General features: G+C 69.0%; 21 protein-coding genes and 1 pseudogene. 16 read left to right on the top strand and 6 right to left on the bottom strand.

The window, feature by feature from the left end; translation table 11 throughout:
- Positions 1–80: 80 nt before the first annotated feature.
- The 5 genes from era to MKL09_RS23350 form a co-directional block, all read right to left on the bottom strand.
- Complete coding sequence (era, locus tag MKL09_RS23370; RefSeq protein ID WP_244024176.1) at positions 81–1,067, bottom strand: GTPase Era; 987 nt, start codon at positions 1,065–1,067, stop codon at positions 81–83.
- Complete coding sequence (gene rnc / locus MKL09_RS23365) at positions 1,064–1,843, bottom strand: ribonuclease III (protein ID WP_409566973.1); 780 nt, start codon at positions 1,841–1,843, stop codon at positions 1,064–1,066. Before rnc ends, era begins: the two co-directional genes overlap by 4 nt.
- A complete protein-coding gene (gene lepB, locus MKL09_RS23360; protein ID WP_058194718.1) occupies positions 1,840–2,640 on the bottom strand; it encodes a signal peptidase I in 801 nt (266 codons plus the stop codon). Before lepB ends, rnc begins: the two co-directional genes overlap by 4 nt.
- Before the next feature lie 250 nt (positions 2,641–2,890).
- A complete protein-coding gene (acpS, locus tag MKL09_RS23355) occupies positions 2,891–3,301 on the bottom strand; it encodes a holo-ACP synthase (protein WP_244024174.1) in 411 nt (136 codons plus the stop codon).
- Entirely contained in the window at positions 3,298–4,047 is a 750-nt protein-coding gene (locus tag MKL09_RS23350) for a pyridoxine 5'-phosphate synthase (protein ID WP_244024172.1), read from the bottom strand. Before MKL09_RS23350 ends, acpS begins: the two co-directional genes overlap by 4 nt.
- Positions 4,048–4,102: 55 nt before the next feature.
- Here MKL09_RS23350 and MKL09_RS32095 point away from each other — a divergent pair, with 55 nt between their 5' ends.
- The 14 genes from MKL09_RS32095 (at position 4,103) to MKL09_RS23285 (ending at position 14,403) form a co-directional block, all read left to right on the top strand.
- Positions 4,103–4,228 (top strand): hypothetical protein, encoded by a 126-nt coding sequence (locus MKL09_RS32095; RefSeq protein ID WP_279606078.1) that lies wholly within the window; start codon positions 4,103–4,105, stop codon positions 4,226–4,228.
- 185 nt (positions 4,229–4,413) lie between these two features.
- The gene (gene rpsF / locus MKL09_RS23345; protein ID WP_244024170.1) at positions 4,414–4,881 is read left to right on the top strand and encodes a 30S ribosomal protein S6; all 468 of its coding nucleotides are present in this window, start codon (positions 4,414–4,416) and stop codon (positions 4,879–4,881) included.
- 3 nt (positions 4,882–4,884) lie between these two features.
- Positions 4,885–5,142, top strand: a complete 258-nt coding sequence (gene rpsR / locus MKL09_RS23340) for a 30S ribosomal protein S18 (RefSeq protein WP_091712669.1) — start codon at positions 4,885–4,887, stop codon at positions 5,140–5,142.
- A 127-nt stretch (positions 5,143–5,269) separates the two neighbouring features.
- The gene (locus MKL09_RS23335) at positions 5,270–6,292 is read left to right on the top strand and encodes a hypothetical protein (RefSeq protein ID WP_244024168.1); all 1,023 of its coding nucleotides are present in this window, start codon (positions 5,270–5,272) and stop codon (positions 6,290–6,292) included.
- A 41-nt stretch (positions 6,293–6,333) separates the two neighbouring features.
- Positions 6,334–6,906: a 50S ribosomal protein L9 gene (gene rplI, locus MKL09_RS23330; protein WP_243965212.1), complete on the top strand. Its 573-nt coding sequence runs from the start codon at positions 6,334–6,336 to the stop codon at positions 6,904–6,906.
- A gap of 298 nt (positions 6,907–7,204) precedes the next feature.
- Positions 7,205–8,692 (top strand): replicative DNA helicase, encoded by a 1,488-nt coding sequence (locus tag MKL09_RS23325; protein ID WP_058194725.1) that lies wholly within the window; start codon positions 7,205–7,207, stop codon positions 8,690–8,692.
- 109 nt (positions 8,693–8,801) lie between these two features.
- Positions 8,802–9,299 (top strand): DUF29 domain-containing protein, encoded by a 498-nt coding sequence (locus MKL09_RS23320; protein WP_244024166.1) that lies wholly within the window; start codon positions 8,802–8,804, stop codon positions 9,297–9,299.
- Between the two features lie 91 nt (positions 9,300–9,390).
- Positions 9,391–9,840: a cupin domain-containing protein gene (locus MKL09_RS23315; protein WP_244024164.1), complete on the top strand. Its 450-nt coding sequence runs from the start codon at positions 9,391–9,393 to the stop codon at positions 9,838–9,840.
- Between the two features lie 10 nt (positions 9,841–9,850).
- The gene (locus MKL09_RS23310; RefSeq protein WP_244024162.1) at positions 9,851–10,753 is read left to right on the top strand and encodes an SMP-30/gluconolactonase/LRE family protein; all 903 of its coding nucleotides are present in this window, start codon (positions 9,851–9,853) and stop codon (positions 10,751–10,753) included.
- Positions 10,750–11,652, top strand: a complete 903-nt coding sequence (locus MKL09_RS23305) for a VOC family protein (RefSeq protein ID WP_244024160.1) — start codon at positions 10,750–10,752, stop codon at positions 11,650–11,652. Before MKL09_RS23310 ends, MKL09_RS23305 begins: the two co-directional genes overlap by 4 nt.
- 14 nt (positions 11,653–11,666) lie before the next feature.
- A complete protein-coding gene (locus MKL09_RS23300; RefSeq protein WP_244024159.1) occupies positions 11,667–11,987 on the top strand; it encodes a type II toxin-antitoxin system Phd/YefM family antitoxin in 321 nt (106 codons plus the stop codon).
- The gene (locus tag MKL09_RS23295; protein ID WP_244024157.1) at positions 11,984–12,367 is read left to right on the top strand and encodes a type II toxin-antitoxin system VapC family toxin; all 384 of its coding nucleotides are present in this window, start codon (positions 11,984–11,986) and stop codon (positions 12,365–12,367) included. Before MKL09_RS23300 ends, MKL09_RS23295 begins: the two co-directional genes overlap by 4 nt.
- A 63-nt stretch (positions 12,368–12,430) precedes the next feature.
- Positions 12,431–13,336, top strand: coding sequence for a prolipoprotein diacylglyceryl transferase (lgt, locus tag MKL09_RS23290; protein ID WP_244024155.1), 906 nt, complete (start codon positions 12,431–12,433; stop codon positions 13,334–13,336).
- Between the two features lie 26 nt (positions 13,337–13,362).
- Positions 13,363–14,403, top strand: a complete 1,041-nt coding sequence (locus tag MKL09_RS23285; protein WP_244024153.1) for a class I SAM-dependent methyltransferase — start codon at positions 13,363–13,365, stop codon at positions 14,401–14,403.
- Positions 14,404–14,437: 34 nt separating this feature from the next.
- Here MKL09_RS23285 and MKL09_RS23280 read toward each other — a convergent pair whose 3' ends face one another.
- Entirely contained in the window at positions 14,438–14,635 is a 198-nt protein-coding gene (locus MKL09_RS23280; protein WP_244024151.1) for a fibronectin-attachment protein (FAP), read from the bottom strand.
- Between the two features lie 147 nt (positions 14,636–14,782).
- Between MKL09_RS23280 and pgeF the strand changes: the two genes are divergently transcribed.
- Both pgeF and MKL09_RS23270 read left to right on the top strand, forming a co-directional pair.
- Positions 14,783–15,553: a peptidoglycan editing factor PgeF gene (gene pgeF / locus MKL09_RS23275; RefSeq protein WP_244024217.1), complete on the top strand. Its 771-nt coding sequence runs from the start codon at positions 14,783–14,785 to the stop codon at positions 15,551–15,553.
- Positions 15,554–15,838: 285 nt separating this feature from the next.
- Positions 15,839–16,092, top strand: a pseudogene (locus MKL09_RS23270) (porin family protein); the annotation flags it as partial.

The following is a 16,092-nucleotide window of genomic DNA, read 5'->3' as shown; positions in this document are numbered from 1 at the left end:
TGCTGCAGAGCTTCGCTCTTGGCACTCAGGGGCTCCGCCCCCGAACCCCGCCAAAGGGCGAGGCCCTTTGGAAACCCCATTCAACCGCGCGGAAACTCTAACCCCATCTCGCGGTAGCGGGCGGGGTCGTCGGCCCAGTTCTCGCGCACCTTCACGTGCAGGAACAGGTGGACCTTGGCATCCGCCGCCTCGGAGATCCCGATCCGCGCCGCCTGGCCGATCGCCTTGATGGTCTGGCCGCCCTTGCCGAGCACGATCGAGCGCTGGCTCTCGCGCTCGACGAAGATCGTCTGCTCGATCCGCACCGAGCCGTCCGGCCGGATCTGCCACTGGTCGGTCTCGACCGTGGAACGGTAGGGCAGCTCCTCGTGGAGCCGGTCGTAGATCTTTTCCCGGGTGATCTCGGCGGCGAGCATGCGCAGCGGCGCGTCCGAAACCTGATCCTCCGGGTAAAGCCACGGGCCGGCCGGCATCCGGGCGGCGAGCGCCCGGCGTAGGTCGCCGACACCGTCGCCCTTGAGGGCCGAGATCATGAAGGTCTCGGCAAACGGCGAGGCCGCGTTGAGCTTGGCGGCGAGATCGAGCAGCCGCTCGCGCGGGATCAGGTCGATCTTGTTGAGGATCAACATCTTCTCGCGCTTCACGTCGCCGAGGCGGCTCAGGATCGCCTCGACCTCCTCGTCCAGGCCCTTGCGGGCGTCGACCAGCAGGCAGACCGCGTCCGCATCGGCGGCGCCGCTCCAGGCCGAATGGACCATCGCCCGGTCGAGTCGGCGCTTCGGCGCGAAGATGCCGGGGGTGTCGACCAGGATGACCTGGGCCGAGCCCTCGATCAGGATACCGCGCACCAGCGCCCGGGTCGTCTGCACCTTGCGCGAGACGATCGAGACCTTGGTGCCGACCAGGTTGTTGAGCAGCGTCGACTTGCCGGCATTCGGCACGCCGATCAGCGCGACGAAGCCCGCCCGCGCATCGGCGGGCGTGCCGGGAAGCGCCGTGGGGGCCTTCCGGGCCGGCCCCTCGGCGGAGCCGTCGTCCTGTGCGTCGTCGTGATCGTGTTCGGTCATGCTGTCTCCGTCGGCCCCGTCTCCGGGACGGTGCCGATTCCCTCGCGCTCCAACAGCGCGCGGGCGGCCTCCTGCTCGGCGACACGCTTCGAGGTGCCCTCGCCATGGCCCGGCTCGAGCCCCTCGACCTGTACGGCAATGCGGAAGCGCGGTGCATGATCCGGGCCGGTGCGCTCGACCACCGCGTAGGCGGGAATCGGCAGGCCCCGGCCCATCGCCCATTCCTGCAGGGCGGATTTCGCGTCGCGGCCGCGATGGGCCGACAGGGGCTCGGTCGGGTGGAAATGCGCCTCGACGATCGCCCGGGCCGCATCGAAGCCGGCATCGAGGTAGACCGCTCCGAGGATCGCCTCGCACACGTCGGCCAGGATCGTCTGGTTGCGCCGGCCGCCGCCCATGACCTCGCCCTGCCCGAGGATCAGGTGCGGCCCGACCTCCCAGGAGGCGGCCACGGCCGCGCAGGTCTCCCGGCGCACGAGGCCGGCGAGCCGGCGCGACAGGTCGCCCTCGTCCGCGTCGGAAAAGGCACCGTAGAGCCGGTCCGCCACCGCGAGACCGAGCACGCGGTCGCCCAGGAATTCCAGGCGCTGGTAGCTGCCGCCGCGGCCGGTGGCCTTGCTGGTATGGGTCAGGGCCCGGGTCAGCAGGGTCTGGTCGGCGAAGCTGTGGCCGATCCGCTCCTCCAGGACGCCGAGGGGCGGCCTGGGCTTGTGGGAACGGCGTGCCCGGGAAGACGGTCGGGCCTGTCCAGCCTCGTCCAAGTCCGGGCCGTTCAATGGATGGTCGAGAACAGGCGCGACCAGCGCACATGGGCCGGCCAGTTCCAGAGCTGCCAGGCCGGCGTGCCCTCGTCGATCGAGAAGAAGATCATCTCGGCACGCCCGACGAAGTTGGCGAAGGGCACGTAGCCGACACTGGCCAGATCGCGCGAATCGGTGGAGTTGTCGCGGTTGTCGCCCATCATGAAGAAGTGCCCGCTCGGCACGGTATACAGCTCGGTCTTGTCCCAGAAGCCGTTGTCGCCGTCGCGCTCGATCACCCGGTGGACGACGCCGTTGGGCAGCGTCTCCATGTATTGCGGGACCTTGGTCGCCTGGCCGTAGGGATCGGTCGTCTCGTAATCGGCGATCCGCTCGCGCTTGACCGCCTTGCCGTTGATGTTGAGCACGCCGTCGATCATCTGGATCTTGTCGCCCGGCAGGCCGATCACGCGCTTGATGTAGTCGGTCGCGTTGTCCTTGGGCAGCTTGAACACCGCGATGTCGCCGCGCTTCGGCTCGGCCGCCCAGACCCGCCCATCCGCTTGGATCGGGATGTATTCCGACAGCGGCAGCGAATACTTCGAGTATCCGTACGAATATTTCGAGACGAACAGGTAGTCGCCAATCAGCAGCGTCGGCACCAGCGATCCGGACGGGATGTTGAACGGCTGGAACAGCAGCGTCCGCACCACGAGGGCGATCAGCAGCGCCTGGATGCCGACCTTCAGGGTCTCGCGGATGCTGGCCCAGGTGCCGGTCTCGGCCTGTTTCATCAGCGGCTTGCCGTCGTGATCCACGCGTGCGCGTTCCATCTTCAGACTCAGATTCCGTCGCCGGAGCGTGCTCCGGCGCTTCCGTTATCGCATGATGGCTTCGGAAAACCGGATTCCATTTTCCGCATCATACGCCAGCCGCCCGCGAGGCTGAGCCCCGCCGCTTGCGGCTGATCTGCGGTTGTCCCGAGGAATGCGCCGCAATCGTGTCCGCTGGTGCGGGGGTCTAGACCAAGCGCGAGCCCCCCGCAACGCGCGAGCGTGGCGACCTAATCCATCGTCCGGGGTCTCAACCGGCTTGGGCCGTCGGCAGCGCCTCGATGATCACGAAGGCTTGAGCCATCGGCGGATCGTCCGTGAGAGTCACATGCAGCCGGCCCTCATGGCCCGGGGGCAGCATCTCGGCCAGGCGCGCCGCGGCGCCGCCGGAGAGCCGCAGGGTCGGCTGGCCGGAGGGCAGGTTCACCACCTCCATGTCGCGCCAGAACACGCCGTTGCTGAGACCGGTGCCCAGGGCCTTGGCGCAGGCCTCCTTGGCGGCGAAGCGTCGGGCGTAGCCCGGTGCGCGCGCGGCGCGGCGGTCGCAGCGCGCGCGCTCGCCATCCGTGAACACCCGGTGCGTGAAGCGGTCGCCGTGGCGCGCCAGCGTGCGCCCGATCCGGTCGATGTCGCAGAGGTCCGAGCCGATGCCGATGATCATGGGCGCCGCGCGCGGTCCATGGCGGACCGCATGTCCCGCACGGCCTGGGCGAGCCCGACGAAGATCGCCTCGGCAATCAGCGCGTGGCCGATATTCAGCTCCCGGATCTGCGGCAGCGCCGCCACCGGCCCGACGCTCTCGACCGTGAGCCCATGCCCGGCATGGATCTCGAGCCCGAGCCCGGCGCCATGCTCGGCCGCCCGCGTGATCCGCGCCAGCTCGTGGGCGACGCGCCCGTCATCGCCCGCGATGGCGGCCTCGCAGTAGCGGCCGGTATGCAGCTCGACCACCGGCGCCCCGAGCGCCCGGGCGGCGTCCATGATCGCGGGCTCCGGCTCGACGAACAGCGACACGCGGATGCCGGCCTCGGCCAGTACCCGAATGCGGGGGGCGAGGTGATCGCGCCCGCCGACGATATCGAGGCCGCCCTCGGTGGTGCGCTCCGCGCGCTTCTCCGGCACCAGGCAGGCGGCGTGCGGCCGGGTCGCCAGGGCGACCGCCACCATCTCGTCGGTTGCCGCCATCTCGAAGTTCAGCGGCACGGTAAGATCGCGCTTCAGCGCGGTGATATCGGTGTCGCGGATGTGGCGGCGATCCTCGCGCAGATGCGCGGTGATTCCGTCCGCCCCCGCCTCGACCGCCAGCAGGGCCGCCCGCACCGGGTCGGGATAATGCTCGCCGCGGGCGTTGCGCACGGTGGCGACGTGGTCGATGTTGACGCCGAGGCGCTGCTTTTGGGATGTCATGGGCTCATTCGTCCCAGGGCCGCCGCGGTCCGGCGGGCGCCCTCGAAGCGCCGATATGCTGGCGTTGCGCTTCACCGGCAAGACGCGCCAGCTCACGGACCCGTCGTGGGCCTCCGGTCTTGCCAGTTCGGAAAAAACCGATTATGCGCCGCCCCTCGCGTTCGCTCCGGCCGGGGGCTGAACGGATGGTGCCGCTTGCGGCATAGGGTCTTCATCGATCCGTCGTCCGGTGTCTCCGCCTTCGATCAACCGCTCGGGCCTGAAAATCGGCTCGGAGGGCTTGGCGCCGAGCGTCTCGCGAATGAACCGGCCCGAACCAGCCGCTTGTCAGCGGCCGGGCTCCTTTTGACACTGAAAGGCCCGAACATGCCTCTCTACGAGCACGTGCTCTTGGCCCGGCAGGACGTGACGTCCCAGCAGGTCGAGACGATGATCGACACCTACAAGGGTGTGATCGAGCAGAACGGCGGCCGCCTCGAGAAGATCGAGATGTGGGGCGTGAAGTCCCTGGCCTACCGCATCAAGAAGAACCGCAAGGCGCATTTCGCGCTCCTCAACATCGACGCCCCCCCGGCCGCCATCGCCGAGATGGAGCGCCAGATGCAGATCTCCGAGGACGTGCTGCGCTTCATGACCGTCCGGGTCGAGGATCTCGATTCCGAGCCGTCGGCGATGATGCAGAAGCGCGACCGCGACGACCGCAAGGATCGCGAGCGCGGCCGGCGTCGCGACGATGATGGCTTCGGTGGCGGCGGCGGCTTCGGCGGCGACCGTCCGGACCGTGGCGATCGCGGTGGCGATCGTCCCGAGCGCAACTTCGGCGGGGAGGCCTGAGCCATGGCATTTGGTGCTGGTGCTGGTGCGGGCGGCGGACGCCGTCCCTTCTTCCGTCGTCGCAAGACCTGCCCGTTCTCCGGCGCGAACGCGCCGAAGATCGACTACAAGGACGTCAAGCTTCTGTCCCGCTACGTCTCCGAGCGCGGCAAGATTGTCCCGTCCCGCATCACCGCGGTTTCGGCCAAGAAGCAGCGCGAGCTCGCCCAGGCGATCAAGCGCGCCCGCTTCCTCGGCCTGCTGCCCTACGTGATCAAGTAGGTTTTCGAGAGCGGCCGGCCCGGCATCCGTCCGGGCCGGCCTTCACAGAGCGATCCGGCATCGCTCGATCGTTGGGGCGCAGCGTCGCCTCTAACCCTGCCGAATGGGCAGCGGGACAGCGGAACCCATGGCACAGCATATCGGCATCGGTATCGGCGCGGGCCTCGTCTCCGCACTCCTGTTCGGAGTGCTGTTGAAGGCGACCCCGCTGGCGATCCTGCTTTACCTCGTGGCGCCGCTGCCGATCCTCATCGTCGGCCTCGGCTGGAGCCACAAAGCCGCCCTCGCTGCGGTGGCGGCCGGCAGCCTCGCGCTGGCCCTGGTGATCGCGCCCTTCATGGGCCTCGCCTTCGCCGCCTACATCGCCCTGCCCGCCTGGTGGCTCGCCTACCTGACCCTGCTCGGCCGCGAGACGCCGTCGGGGCTCGAATGGTATCCGACCGGCCGCCTGCTCGGCTGGACCGCCGCGACCGCCGCCCTCGCCTTCATCGCCATCGCGGTCCTGTCCTCGCCGAACCACGCGGCCTTCGACACGCAGCTGCGCGGTCTCGCCCGCACGCTGGTGCAGGTACGCGACCCCGCAACGCAGACGACGGACAGCCGCGCTGACACGCCCCAGGTCGAGGCGAGCGAGTCCGGGCCGCAGGAGGCGCCGGACCCGGCACCGAAGCCCGGCACCGACGACGCCGAGGTGACCCGAACCGAGGTTGCCGACGCCCTGGCCCGGGTCGTCCCGGCCTTCGCGGCCAACGGGTTGGCGCTGCTCCTGACCTTCTATCTCTGGGCCTCGGCCAGGATTGTGAAGATCTCGGGCCGGCTGCCGCGGCCCTGGCCCGACCTGCCGGCGACCGCGATGCCGCGCACGACCCTGGTGACCCTGGCAGCGGCGGTACTGATGTGCTTCGCCCCCGGCTTCGTCGGCGTGTTCGGCGTCGCCCTGGTCGGCGCGTTCAGCGCGGCCTTCGCGCTCCAGGGGCTCGCCGCCTTCCACGACCGCTCGCGCGGCCGGCCCGGGCGCGGGCTGATGCTGTTCGGCATGTACCTGATCCTGTTCGTGACCCAGGGCGTCGCCCTGGTGGCACTCACCCTGTTCGGCCTGGCCGACACCGCCCTCGATCGCCGCCGTCCCAAGGACACCCCGGCGCCGTGAGTCCCCGGCCCGCGAGGCCGACCAACTGAAGGAGAAAAACGATGGAAGTGATCCTGCTCGAGCGCGTGGCCAAGCTCGGCCAGATGGGCGAGACCGTGAACGTCCGCCCGGGCTTCGCCCGCAACTTCCTGCTCGCTCGCGGCAAAGCCCTGCGCGCGACGGAATCCAACAAGAAGCACTTCGAGGCGCAGCGCGCCCAGCTCGAGGCCCGCAACCTCGACCGCAAGAAGGACGCCGAGGCCGTCGCCGAGAAGCTGAATGGCCAGAGCTTCGTCCTGATCCGCCAGTCGGGCGAGTCCGGCGTGCTCTACGGCTCCGTCTCCACCCGCGACCTCGCCGAGGTGGTGGCCAAGGACGGCTTCACGGTCGATCGCGGCCAGTTCATCCTGAACCAGCCGATCAAGACCCTCGGCCTGCACAACGTGCCGGTGGTGCTGCACCCCGAGGTCGAGGTCCAGGTCACGGTCAACGTCGCCCGCAGCCCCGAAGAGGCCGAGCGTCAGGCCCGCGGCGAGTCGGTCACCGAGCGCGAGGCGTTCAACCTCGACGACCTCGGCCTGGAAGTCGGCGCGGCGCTGGCCGATGCCGGCGAGGGTGCCGACGACCGCGGTTGATTTCGGGACTTGGCTTGCGCCGTTCCGTGAGGGCCCTGTGGCCCTCGCGGGATGGCGTCGGCCACCTCCCTGTATACCGGTGAAGATTGGGGATCCTTCGCCCCGAGACTTGACACGTTCCAGTTTTGTTCCAGCATGGACGCCCGCCCCTCGTGAGAGTCGGCGGGCGTCCGTTCGTCCGGGCCGAGGCCGGACGAACCGGCCGTCGGCTAAGCTTTGGTCAACCATACCGTAGCCAAGGTCGCGCGGTGTGATCCTGGTGCGCCCGTCCCGGCGCTTGATTCGGAGTCGTCCGCCGATGGCCCTGCCCAATGCGCTCACGGCCAAGCTGGAAGCGGTCCAGGCCGAGTACCGCGTCGCCCCGCACAACATCGATGCGGAGCAGGCGCTGCTCGGCGCCATCCTGGTGAACAACGATGCCTATTACCGGGTGTCGGACTTCCTCCTGGCCGAGCACTTCATGGAGGATGCCCACCAGCAGATTTTTTCGGTGGCGGCATCCCTGATCCGGGCCGGCAAGCTCGCCACGCCCATCACCATGAAGACCTATCTGGGCGACGCCGATTTCGGCGGCCAGACGGTGATGCAGTATCTCGCCCGACTGGCGGCCGATGCGACTACCGTGATCAATGCCGGCGCCTACGGCCGGACGATCTACGATCTCGCCATCCGCCGCCGCCTGATCACCATCGGCGAGGACTTGGTGAACGGCGCCTACGAGGCGCCGGTCGAGCAGGCGCCCCGCGACCAGATCGAGGAGACCGAGCGCCGCCTCTACGAACTGGCCGAGGCCGGGAAATACGACGGCGGCTTCCAGAAATTCTCCGACGCGCTCACCGCCGCGGTCGATATGGCCGCCAAGGCCTACCAGCGCGACGGCAAGCTCTCGGGCATCGCCACCGGCCTGTCCGACCTCGATGCCAAGATGGGCGGCCTGCAGCCCTCCGACTTGATCATCCTCGCGGGCCGCCCGGCCATGGGCAAGACTTCGCTGGTGACCAACATCGCCTTCAACATCGCCAAGGCGTATCGCGGCGAGAAGGCGGCCGACGGCACGATGCAGACCGTCAACGGCGGCATCGTCGGGTTCTTTTCCCTCGAAATGTCGGCCGAGCAGCTCGCCACCCGTATCATCGCCGAGCAATCGGGCGTGCCCTCGTACAAGATCCGCCGCGGCGACATCCGGCCTGAGGATTTCTACAAGATCACCGACGCCGCCCGGGACATGCAGACGATCCCGTTCTACATCGACCAGACCGGCGGCATCTCGATCGCCCAGCTCGCTGCCCGAGCCCGGCGTCTGAAGCGCCAGAAGGGGCTCGACCTGCTGATCGTCGACTACCTGCAGCTGCTCTCCGGCTCCGGCAAGCGCAGCGACAACCGCGTGCAGGAGATGACCGAGATCACCACCGGCATGAAGGCGCTGGCCAAGGAGCTGGCGGTGCCGATCATCGGCCTGTCGCAGCTCTCCCGTCAGGTCGAGAACCGCGACGACAAGCGCCCGCAGCTCTCGGATCTGCGTGAATCCGGCTCGATCGAGCAGGATGCCGACGTGGTGATGTTCGTGTTCCGCGAGGAATACTACGTCAACAACAAGAAGCCCCGCGAGGGCACAGAAGAATTCTTCGCCTGGGAGGCGGAGATGAACCGCGTCCACGGCAAGGCCGAAGTGATCCTCGGCAAGCAGCGCCACGGCCCGACCGGAACGGTGGAGCTGCAGTTCGACGCCAACATCACCCGGTTCTCGAACTTGGCGCAGAGCGAGCGGCTGCCCGAGCAGATGTGATAGGCTAGAGCGCTCGCCGCCGAAGTGGATACCGGTTCGGCGTCAGCGAGCGCGTTGAAGCAAGGGCTCAGAGCCGCCCGTGCGAATGGGCGGCTGCGAGGAGGCGGTCGTGACAGCTCCGAAGCGCGCACCGCAGAAGCTGAAGACGACGCGGTACGAGGACGACGTTCATGCCTGGGCGCAGGAGCAGGTGCATTTCCTGCAGGCGGGCGCCTGGGCGCGCCTCGACGTCGAGCACCTTGCGGACGAGATCGCGGACGTGGGTCGCAGCGAACGTCACGCGCTGACCGGCGCTCTGTGCGTGATCCTGCTGCACCTTCTGAAGTGGGATCATCAGCCGGCCCGGCGGACGCGCAGCTGGGTGACATCGATCCGGACGCAGCGCAGTATCGTAGCTGAGCGTCTCAAAGACAGCCCGAGCCTCAAGCCTCAGATCGCGGTGCTGGTTGCGCGGGCCTATCACCGTGCGCGGATCGAGGCGGCTGGCGAGACCGGGCTCGACGAGGCGGCCTTTCCGTCAGCTTGCCCCTACGATTTCACAACCCTGATGACCCGGCCGATCCCCTGGCCGCCGAGCGACGGCGAGACCGGTTTTCGCCGGAGCTAGGATCAATGTGGTCGGCGCCGGGGCGCCGCGAACCAACACCAGATCCGGCCGTTGTGCGGAAGACGATTTTTTCCGCCGCGCAGGATCGACGATGAGCGAGCCGACCCCTCCGAAGATGCCGTACTGGCACGTCTATACCGACGCGGAGGGGGTGAGCCGCCAGGAGCTCTTTTCCCTCGCGCGTTTCAAGTTCGAGGGGATCAATCCCGAGACCGCGCCGCAATGGAACGACAAGATGGACCCGGCGCCCTCGGTGGTGACCTTCACGGTTCTTCCGGTCGGCTGGGTCGGCGAGTGGCATGAGAACCCGCGGCCGCAATGGATCGCGATCCTGTCGGGCCGCTGGTTCGTGGAGACCATGGACGGCCACAGGGTCGAGATGGGCCCGGGCGAGTTGATGATGGGCGAGGACCAGAACACCAAGGCGCGCGACGGCAAGAAGGGCCACCTCTCGGGCACCGTGGGCGACGAGCCCTGCACGATGATCGTCACGGGCCTCCAGGTCGAGCCCACCGTGAACCAGCCCGGGCGCTTCACGTAGGGGCCGCGGCATGGACGGGATCGAGCTGACGCAGCCGCGCTTCAAGGCGTATGTGCTGCCGAACGCGCCGCTGGAAAAGCTCGCCGAGGGCTTCCGCTGGACCGAAGGGCCGGTGTTCTTCGGCGACCGCAACGAACTGCTGTTTTCGGATCTGCCGAACAACCGGGTGATGCGCTGGACCGATCCCGGCGGCCTCAGCGTCTATCGTGAGGACAGCGACTTCGAGAACGGCCACGCCCGGGACCGCCAGGGCCGGCTCCTCTCGTGTTCGCATCGCGGCCGGCGCATCCATCGGACCGAGCTCGACGGCCGCATCACCAGCCTGGTCGAGCACTACCAGGGCCGGCGGCTGAACTCGCCCAACGACATCGTCTGCAAGTCCGACGGCACGATCTGGTTCTCGGACCCGCCCTACGGCATCCAGACCGATTACGAGGGCGGCAAGCAGGACTCCGAGCTGCCGGCCGCGCTCTACCGGTTCGATCCGCGCGACGGCGCGCTGCGCGTGGTCGCGGACGACTTCCAGGGGCCGAACGGCCTGTGCTTCTCCCCCGACGAGCGAAAACTCTACGTCGTCGAGACCGGGCTGCAATTCGCCGCCGATCCGATCCAGCACGTGCGCGTGTTCGACGTCGCCGAGGATGGCCGCCTGTCCGGAGGGACGGTGTTCTGCAAGATCGCGCCGGGCAACGCCGACGGGATCCGCTGCGACGAGCACGGCAACCTCTGGTCGAGCGCCGGCGACGGCGTCCACTGCCTCGATCCCGGTGGCGAGCTGCTCGGCAAGTTCCTGGTGCCCTCCCCGGTGGCGAACCTCACCTTCGGGGGCCGCAACGACAGCCGCCTGTTCCTGTGCGCCTCGCACACGCTCTACGCGATCTACACCAACGTGCGCGGGGCGCGGCTGCTGTGAGCGGCGTCCGGGCCATCGCCGGCTTCGGCCGCACCGTCGCCGACCTCGCCGTCACGGAAGCCTTCTACCGCGACGGCCTCGATTTCCAACGCGTCGCCCCGCCCGAGCCGGTACCGGACGCGGAAGCCGAGGCGATGGGACTCGCGGGGCGGCAGGCGAGGCAGCTGCGCCTGCAGCTCGGCGGCCAGATCGTGACCTTCCTGTCCGTCGATCCACCCGGCGCGCCCTACCCCGCCGATCCGGCCGCGACCGATCCGTTCTTCCAGCACCTCGCGATCCCGGTGCGTGACATGGCGGCCGCGATGGCGCGGCTCGCCCGGCTCGGGCCGACGCCGATCAGCCGCGGCGGCGCGCAGGTCCTGCCGGCCTCCTCCGGCGGCGTCACCGCCTACAAGTTCCGCGACCCGGACGGTCACCCGCTGGAGCTGATCTTTTTTCCCGACGGCCCGCCGGCGGAGCGCTGGCGCGACGCGCCGGGCCTGTTCCTCGGCATCGACCACTCGGCGATCACCGTCACCGCTCTCGAGGCGGCCCTGGCGTTCCTCACCGGCCCCCTCGGCCTCACGGTCGCGCAAACCGGGCTGAACCGGGGTTCCGAACAGGCACGGCTCGACGGGCTCGACGATCCGGACGTCGACGTGCTCGCGCTCGAACCGCCCGCACCCGCGCCGCATGTCGAGCTGCTGCATTACCGAAGGCCGAACTCCCGACCAGCATGCCCCGCTCTGTTCGGCCCGGCCGACCGGGCCTCGACCCGCTTTGTCTTCGCGGTGGAAGACATGGAATGCCTGCTGCAGGCGCTGCGTGGGGCCGGATTCGCGCCGCACAGGTCCGAGGATGGTTCAACGGCCTATTGTGCAGGGCCGGACGGGCACGGGTTCCTGTTCCGAAATGCCTGAAGGGGATCTCGCCGGTGGATCGCATGCCCGGACATGCCGGCTTGCCCATGCCTGCAGAGTGGATAGGCTCCGAACTTCAGATTCTGAGAGCGATCGCCGCCATGCGCATCAGTGTCGAAGCCGCGGAAGGTCAGTTGCCCCGACTGATCGAGGTCGCCTCGGGCGGCGAGGAAGTCGTGCTGGCGCGCGACGACGTGCCGATCGCACGGATCGTCCCGATCGCCGCGTCGCCATTCCGAATCGGCATCCTTGCGCACCAGACGCTCGGGACAGGACCAAACTGGCTCGAACCGATGCCGGATGACGATCTTGCCCTCTGGGAAGGCGAACGGTGAATGCCGTCCTGCTCGACACACATAGCTGGGCCTGGAGCCTGACGGCCGATCCGCGCCTGTCGGCAGGTGCACGGAATGCCATCGCGGCAGCCGGTTCGGTGACGGTCAGTCCTGTCTCGTTTTTCGAGATCGCCCAGAAGGTCCGGGTGGGCAAATGGCCAGAGATGGCCGCCCATGTCGATCGACTGGTCGCGTTGCTCAACCAACAAGGCGGACAGGTCGCCCCACTTGAACCCGCGATCTGTCTCTCCGCCGGCCTGATGCGCCGGAGCCATCGCGATCCCTTCGACCGGCTCCTGGCGGCCACGGCGCTCCACTACGGCTACCCGTTGATCTCCGCGGACACGGCCTTCGACGGCACCGTCCCGCGGATCTGGTAGATCCCGCGCACTTGACGCGCTGCCCCTCCGGCGTCCAATCCGGCCGCCCCGGAGGCCAGACCGATGCCGCTCCTCGCCCTGCCCTTTCCGGCCATCGATCCGGTGGCGCTCGCGATCGGGCCGATCACCATCAAATGGTACGCGCTCGCCTACATCGCCGGCCTGATCGGCGGGTGGTATTACGCGCGCCGCCTCGTCATGGCCGACGGCCTGTGGGGTGTGGTCAAGCGCCCGCAGGTGGTCGACATCGACGATCTGGTCGTCTGGGTGGCGCTCGGCGTCGTGCTGGGCGGGCGGATCGGCTACGTCCTGTTCTACAACCTGCCCATGTATCTCGCCGACCCGATGGAGATCCTGGCGATCCGCAACGGCGGCATGTCGTTTCACGGTGGCTTCCTGGGCGCGATCCTGGCCTTCCTGCTGTTCGCCCGCGCCAAGAAGCTCAACGGCTACACCCTGCTCGATATCGGTGCCGTGGTCGTACCGATCGGCCTGTTCTTCGGGCGGATCGCGAATTTCGTGAACGGCGAGCTCTGGGGCCGGGTCGCGCCGGATTTCCCTTACGCGATCGTGTTCCCCACCGGCGGGCCGCTGCCGCGCCATCCGAGCCAGCTCTACGAGGCGGTCACCGAAGGCTTGGTGCTGTTCATCGTCATGGCGCTCGCCGTCCGCCGGTTCGGCTTCCGCAAGCCCGGATTGCTCGGCGGCATCTTCGTCCTCGGCTACGCCCTGGCCCGGACAGTCTGCGAGTTCTTCCGCGAGCCGGATCGGCAGCTCGGATTCCTGTTCGGCGACCATCTCGGGCCGATGGGCGGCGGCGTGACCATGGGCATGCTGCTCTGCGTGCCGATGATGATCGTCGGGCTGACCTACATCGTGCTCGCTGGGACCGGGCGGACCCGTCCGCGCAATCCAGTCGCTGCGTCCGATCCGCAGGAGGCGGCGCGCGAGGCGCCCGCGAAGGCGTGACACTGCTCGGAGCCGAAATCGCGGCTATGATCCGGCATGGCGGGCCGATCGGCATCGACCGCTACATGGCGCTCTGCCTCGGCCACCCGGTCCACGGTTACTACCGCACCCGCGATCCGCTCGGGGCGCAGGGCGACTTCACCACGGCGCCCGAGATCAGCCAGATGTTCGGCGAGCTGCTCGGCGCCTGGACGGGCTACGTCCACGGTCGGATGGGCCGGCCGAACCCGCTGGTCCTGGTGGAACTCGGTCCCGGCCGGGGCACGCTGATGGCGGACGCCCTGCGTGCGCTGCGGGCAGCGGCCCCGGACGCCCGGGTGAGGCCGCATCTCGTCGAGACCAGCCCCATCCTGCGGGCCGTGCAGGAGCGAGCCCTGACGGGCACCGGCGCGACCTGGCATGCGGGACTCGAGACCTTGCCCGAAGGCCCGGCGATCCTCCTGGCCAACGAGTTCTTCGACTGCCTGCCGGTGCGCCAGTTCGAGCGCCGTGCCACCGGCTGGCACGAGCGCCAGGTTGGGCTGGGGCCCGAGGGCGATCTCGTCTTCGGGCTCGCCCCGGAAGCGACCTTGGGGCTCGACGCCGACGGGCCGGAAGGCGCATTGATGAGCGTGCCGGCAGTCGGCCTCGCGCTGATGCGGCAGCTGGCTCGGCGCCTGCGCGAAGCCGGCGGTGCGCTGCTGGCGATCGATTACGGCCACGTCCGGCCGGGCTTCGGCGATACGCTCCAGGCCCTGGCGGGGCATCGCTTCGCCGACCCGCTGGCGGCGCCGGGCGAGGCGGATCTCACGCACCATGTCGATTTCGCCGCCCTGGCGAAGGCCGCCCAGGCGGAGGGTGCGATGGTCCACGGTCCATTGGCGCAGCGGGACTTCCTGCTCGCCCTCGGTCTGAACGCGCGGGCCGAGCGCCTCAAGACCCGCGCCACCGCGGCTCAGGCCGCGGCGATCGATGCCGCCGTTCAACGGCTCACGGATGCGAGCCGAGAGGGGATGGGCAGCCTGTTCAAGGTCCTGGCCGTGAGCGGCCGGGATCTCGGGCCGCTGCCCGGATTTCCCGAAGCCTGACGCTTCGGCCTCCGGGCGGCGGCTCGGGATGTGATCAACCGAACGAACCGAACCCCGCGTCGGAGGCGCTCGGCGCCCGCGGTGTCGGAGGCGCGGGCGGGTTCGGATCGGAGGGGTCGAAGGCGCCGGGCTCACGCTCGGCGGGCTGCTCGGCCGCGCTCTGGCTCCGGTGCTCCGGAGCTTCCTGCGCTTTGGTCTCGATCGGGGAGTCGTTCTCGTTCCGTCGTGACATTGCGATCCTTCTCGGAATGAATCCGGGACCCGGACTCATGCTGCAATGCAGCAAGAATCTGACGGTTCCACGACATCGTCAAGGGGCGGCCATTCCGGTATCGAGCGTGACATCAGGATCGCCAGGGAGCCGACCGTGACCGCAGGCATGTTTATCGAGGCGCCGGAACTCTCCTCGCACGCCGGTGTGCGTCACGCCTTCTTCACCCGGGCGGGCGGCGTGTCGGAGGGCGTCTATGCCACGCTCAACGGCGGCCTCGGCTCGCAGGATGTCCCGGAGCGCGTCGCCGAGAACCGGACGCGGATGTGCGCCCAGCTCGGCCTGCCGCCGGACCGGCTGGTCAGCCTGTATCAGGTCCATTCCGCCGCGGTAGTCACGGTCGAGGCGCCGTTCCCCGCCGCGGATCGACCGAAGGCCGACGCCATGGTGACGCGGGTGCCCGGCCTCGCCTTGGGCATCGCCACCGCCGATTGCGGGCCGATCCTGTTCGCCGATCCCGAGAACGGCGTGGTGGGAGCCGCCCATGCCGGCTGGAAGGGCGCGCTCAGCGGCGTGATCGACGCGACGGTGCAGGCCATGGAGGCGCTGGGTGCGCGGCGGCGGCGGATCGTGGCCGTGCTCGGGCCGACCATCGGCCAAGCCTCCTACGAGGTCGGTCCGGATTTTGTCGCACGCTTCCGCGCAGAGGCCCCCGGCATGGAACGGTTTCTCGGGCCGGGCGTCCGGGAGGGCCACGCGCAGTTCGATCTCCCGGGCTTCATCCTGGCCCGGCTCGGCGAGGCGGACATCGGCGAGGCCGCGATGCTCGGCCTCTGCACCTATGTCGACCCGGAGCGCTTCTACAGCTACCGCCGGACCACCCACCGCGGCGAAACCGATTACGGACGGCTGATCTCGGCCATCGCGCTGACGCCGTAACCCCGGTCGAATGCTCAAGCGCGGCCGTTGCTGACCAGGGGGTGCGACACTTTGTCAAACCGTGGCGCCGAAAAAAAGCGTGACCGTAAGCGAACCTTGACCATTCGGGCGCGTTTAGACGCACAAGGTGCCGGGGAAAAACGGCGGATTGCCAAAAGGGGCCGCGATGAGCGGTCGGCAATACCGCAGAGCGCAAAGCGCCCTGGAACCGCTGGACGACAACCAGATCCGTGTTCCGTGTCGGTCCTGTGAGGCCGGTGCGGGGCCACCAGTGAGGACCAGATGATGAAATCCCTGCTTCGCGCCACCACCGCCTTCGCGGGCGTCGCCCTCGCCGGATCCGCCTTCGCGGCCGACCTGCCGCGTCGCGCCGCCCCGCCGCCGGTGTTCACCCCCGTGCCGGTGTTCACCTGGACCGGCGCCTATTTCGGTATCAACGCCGGCTACGCCTTCGACGCCAGCAGCCGCTCCAACAACTCGACCTTCGTCGTGCCGGGCGGTGTCGGCCTGACCAGCGGCCCGGCCGCCGTCGCCACCTT

The sequence above is a fragment of the Methylobacterium sp. J-048 genome, from assembly GCF_022829515.1.
Taxonomy (GTDB): domain Bacteria; phylum Pseudomonadota; class Alphaproteobacteria; order Rhizobiales; family Beijerinckiaceae; genus Methylobacterium.
This window is presented reverse-complemented; position numbering and strand designations above follow the sequence as displayed.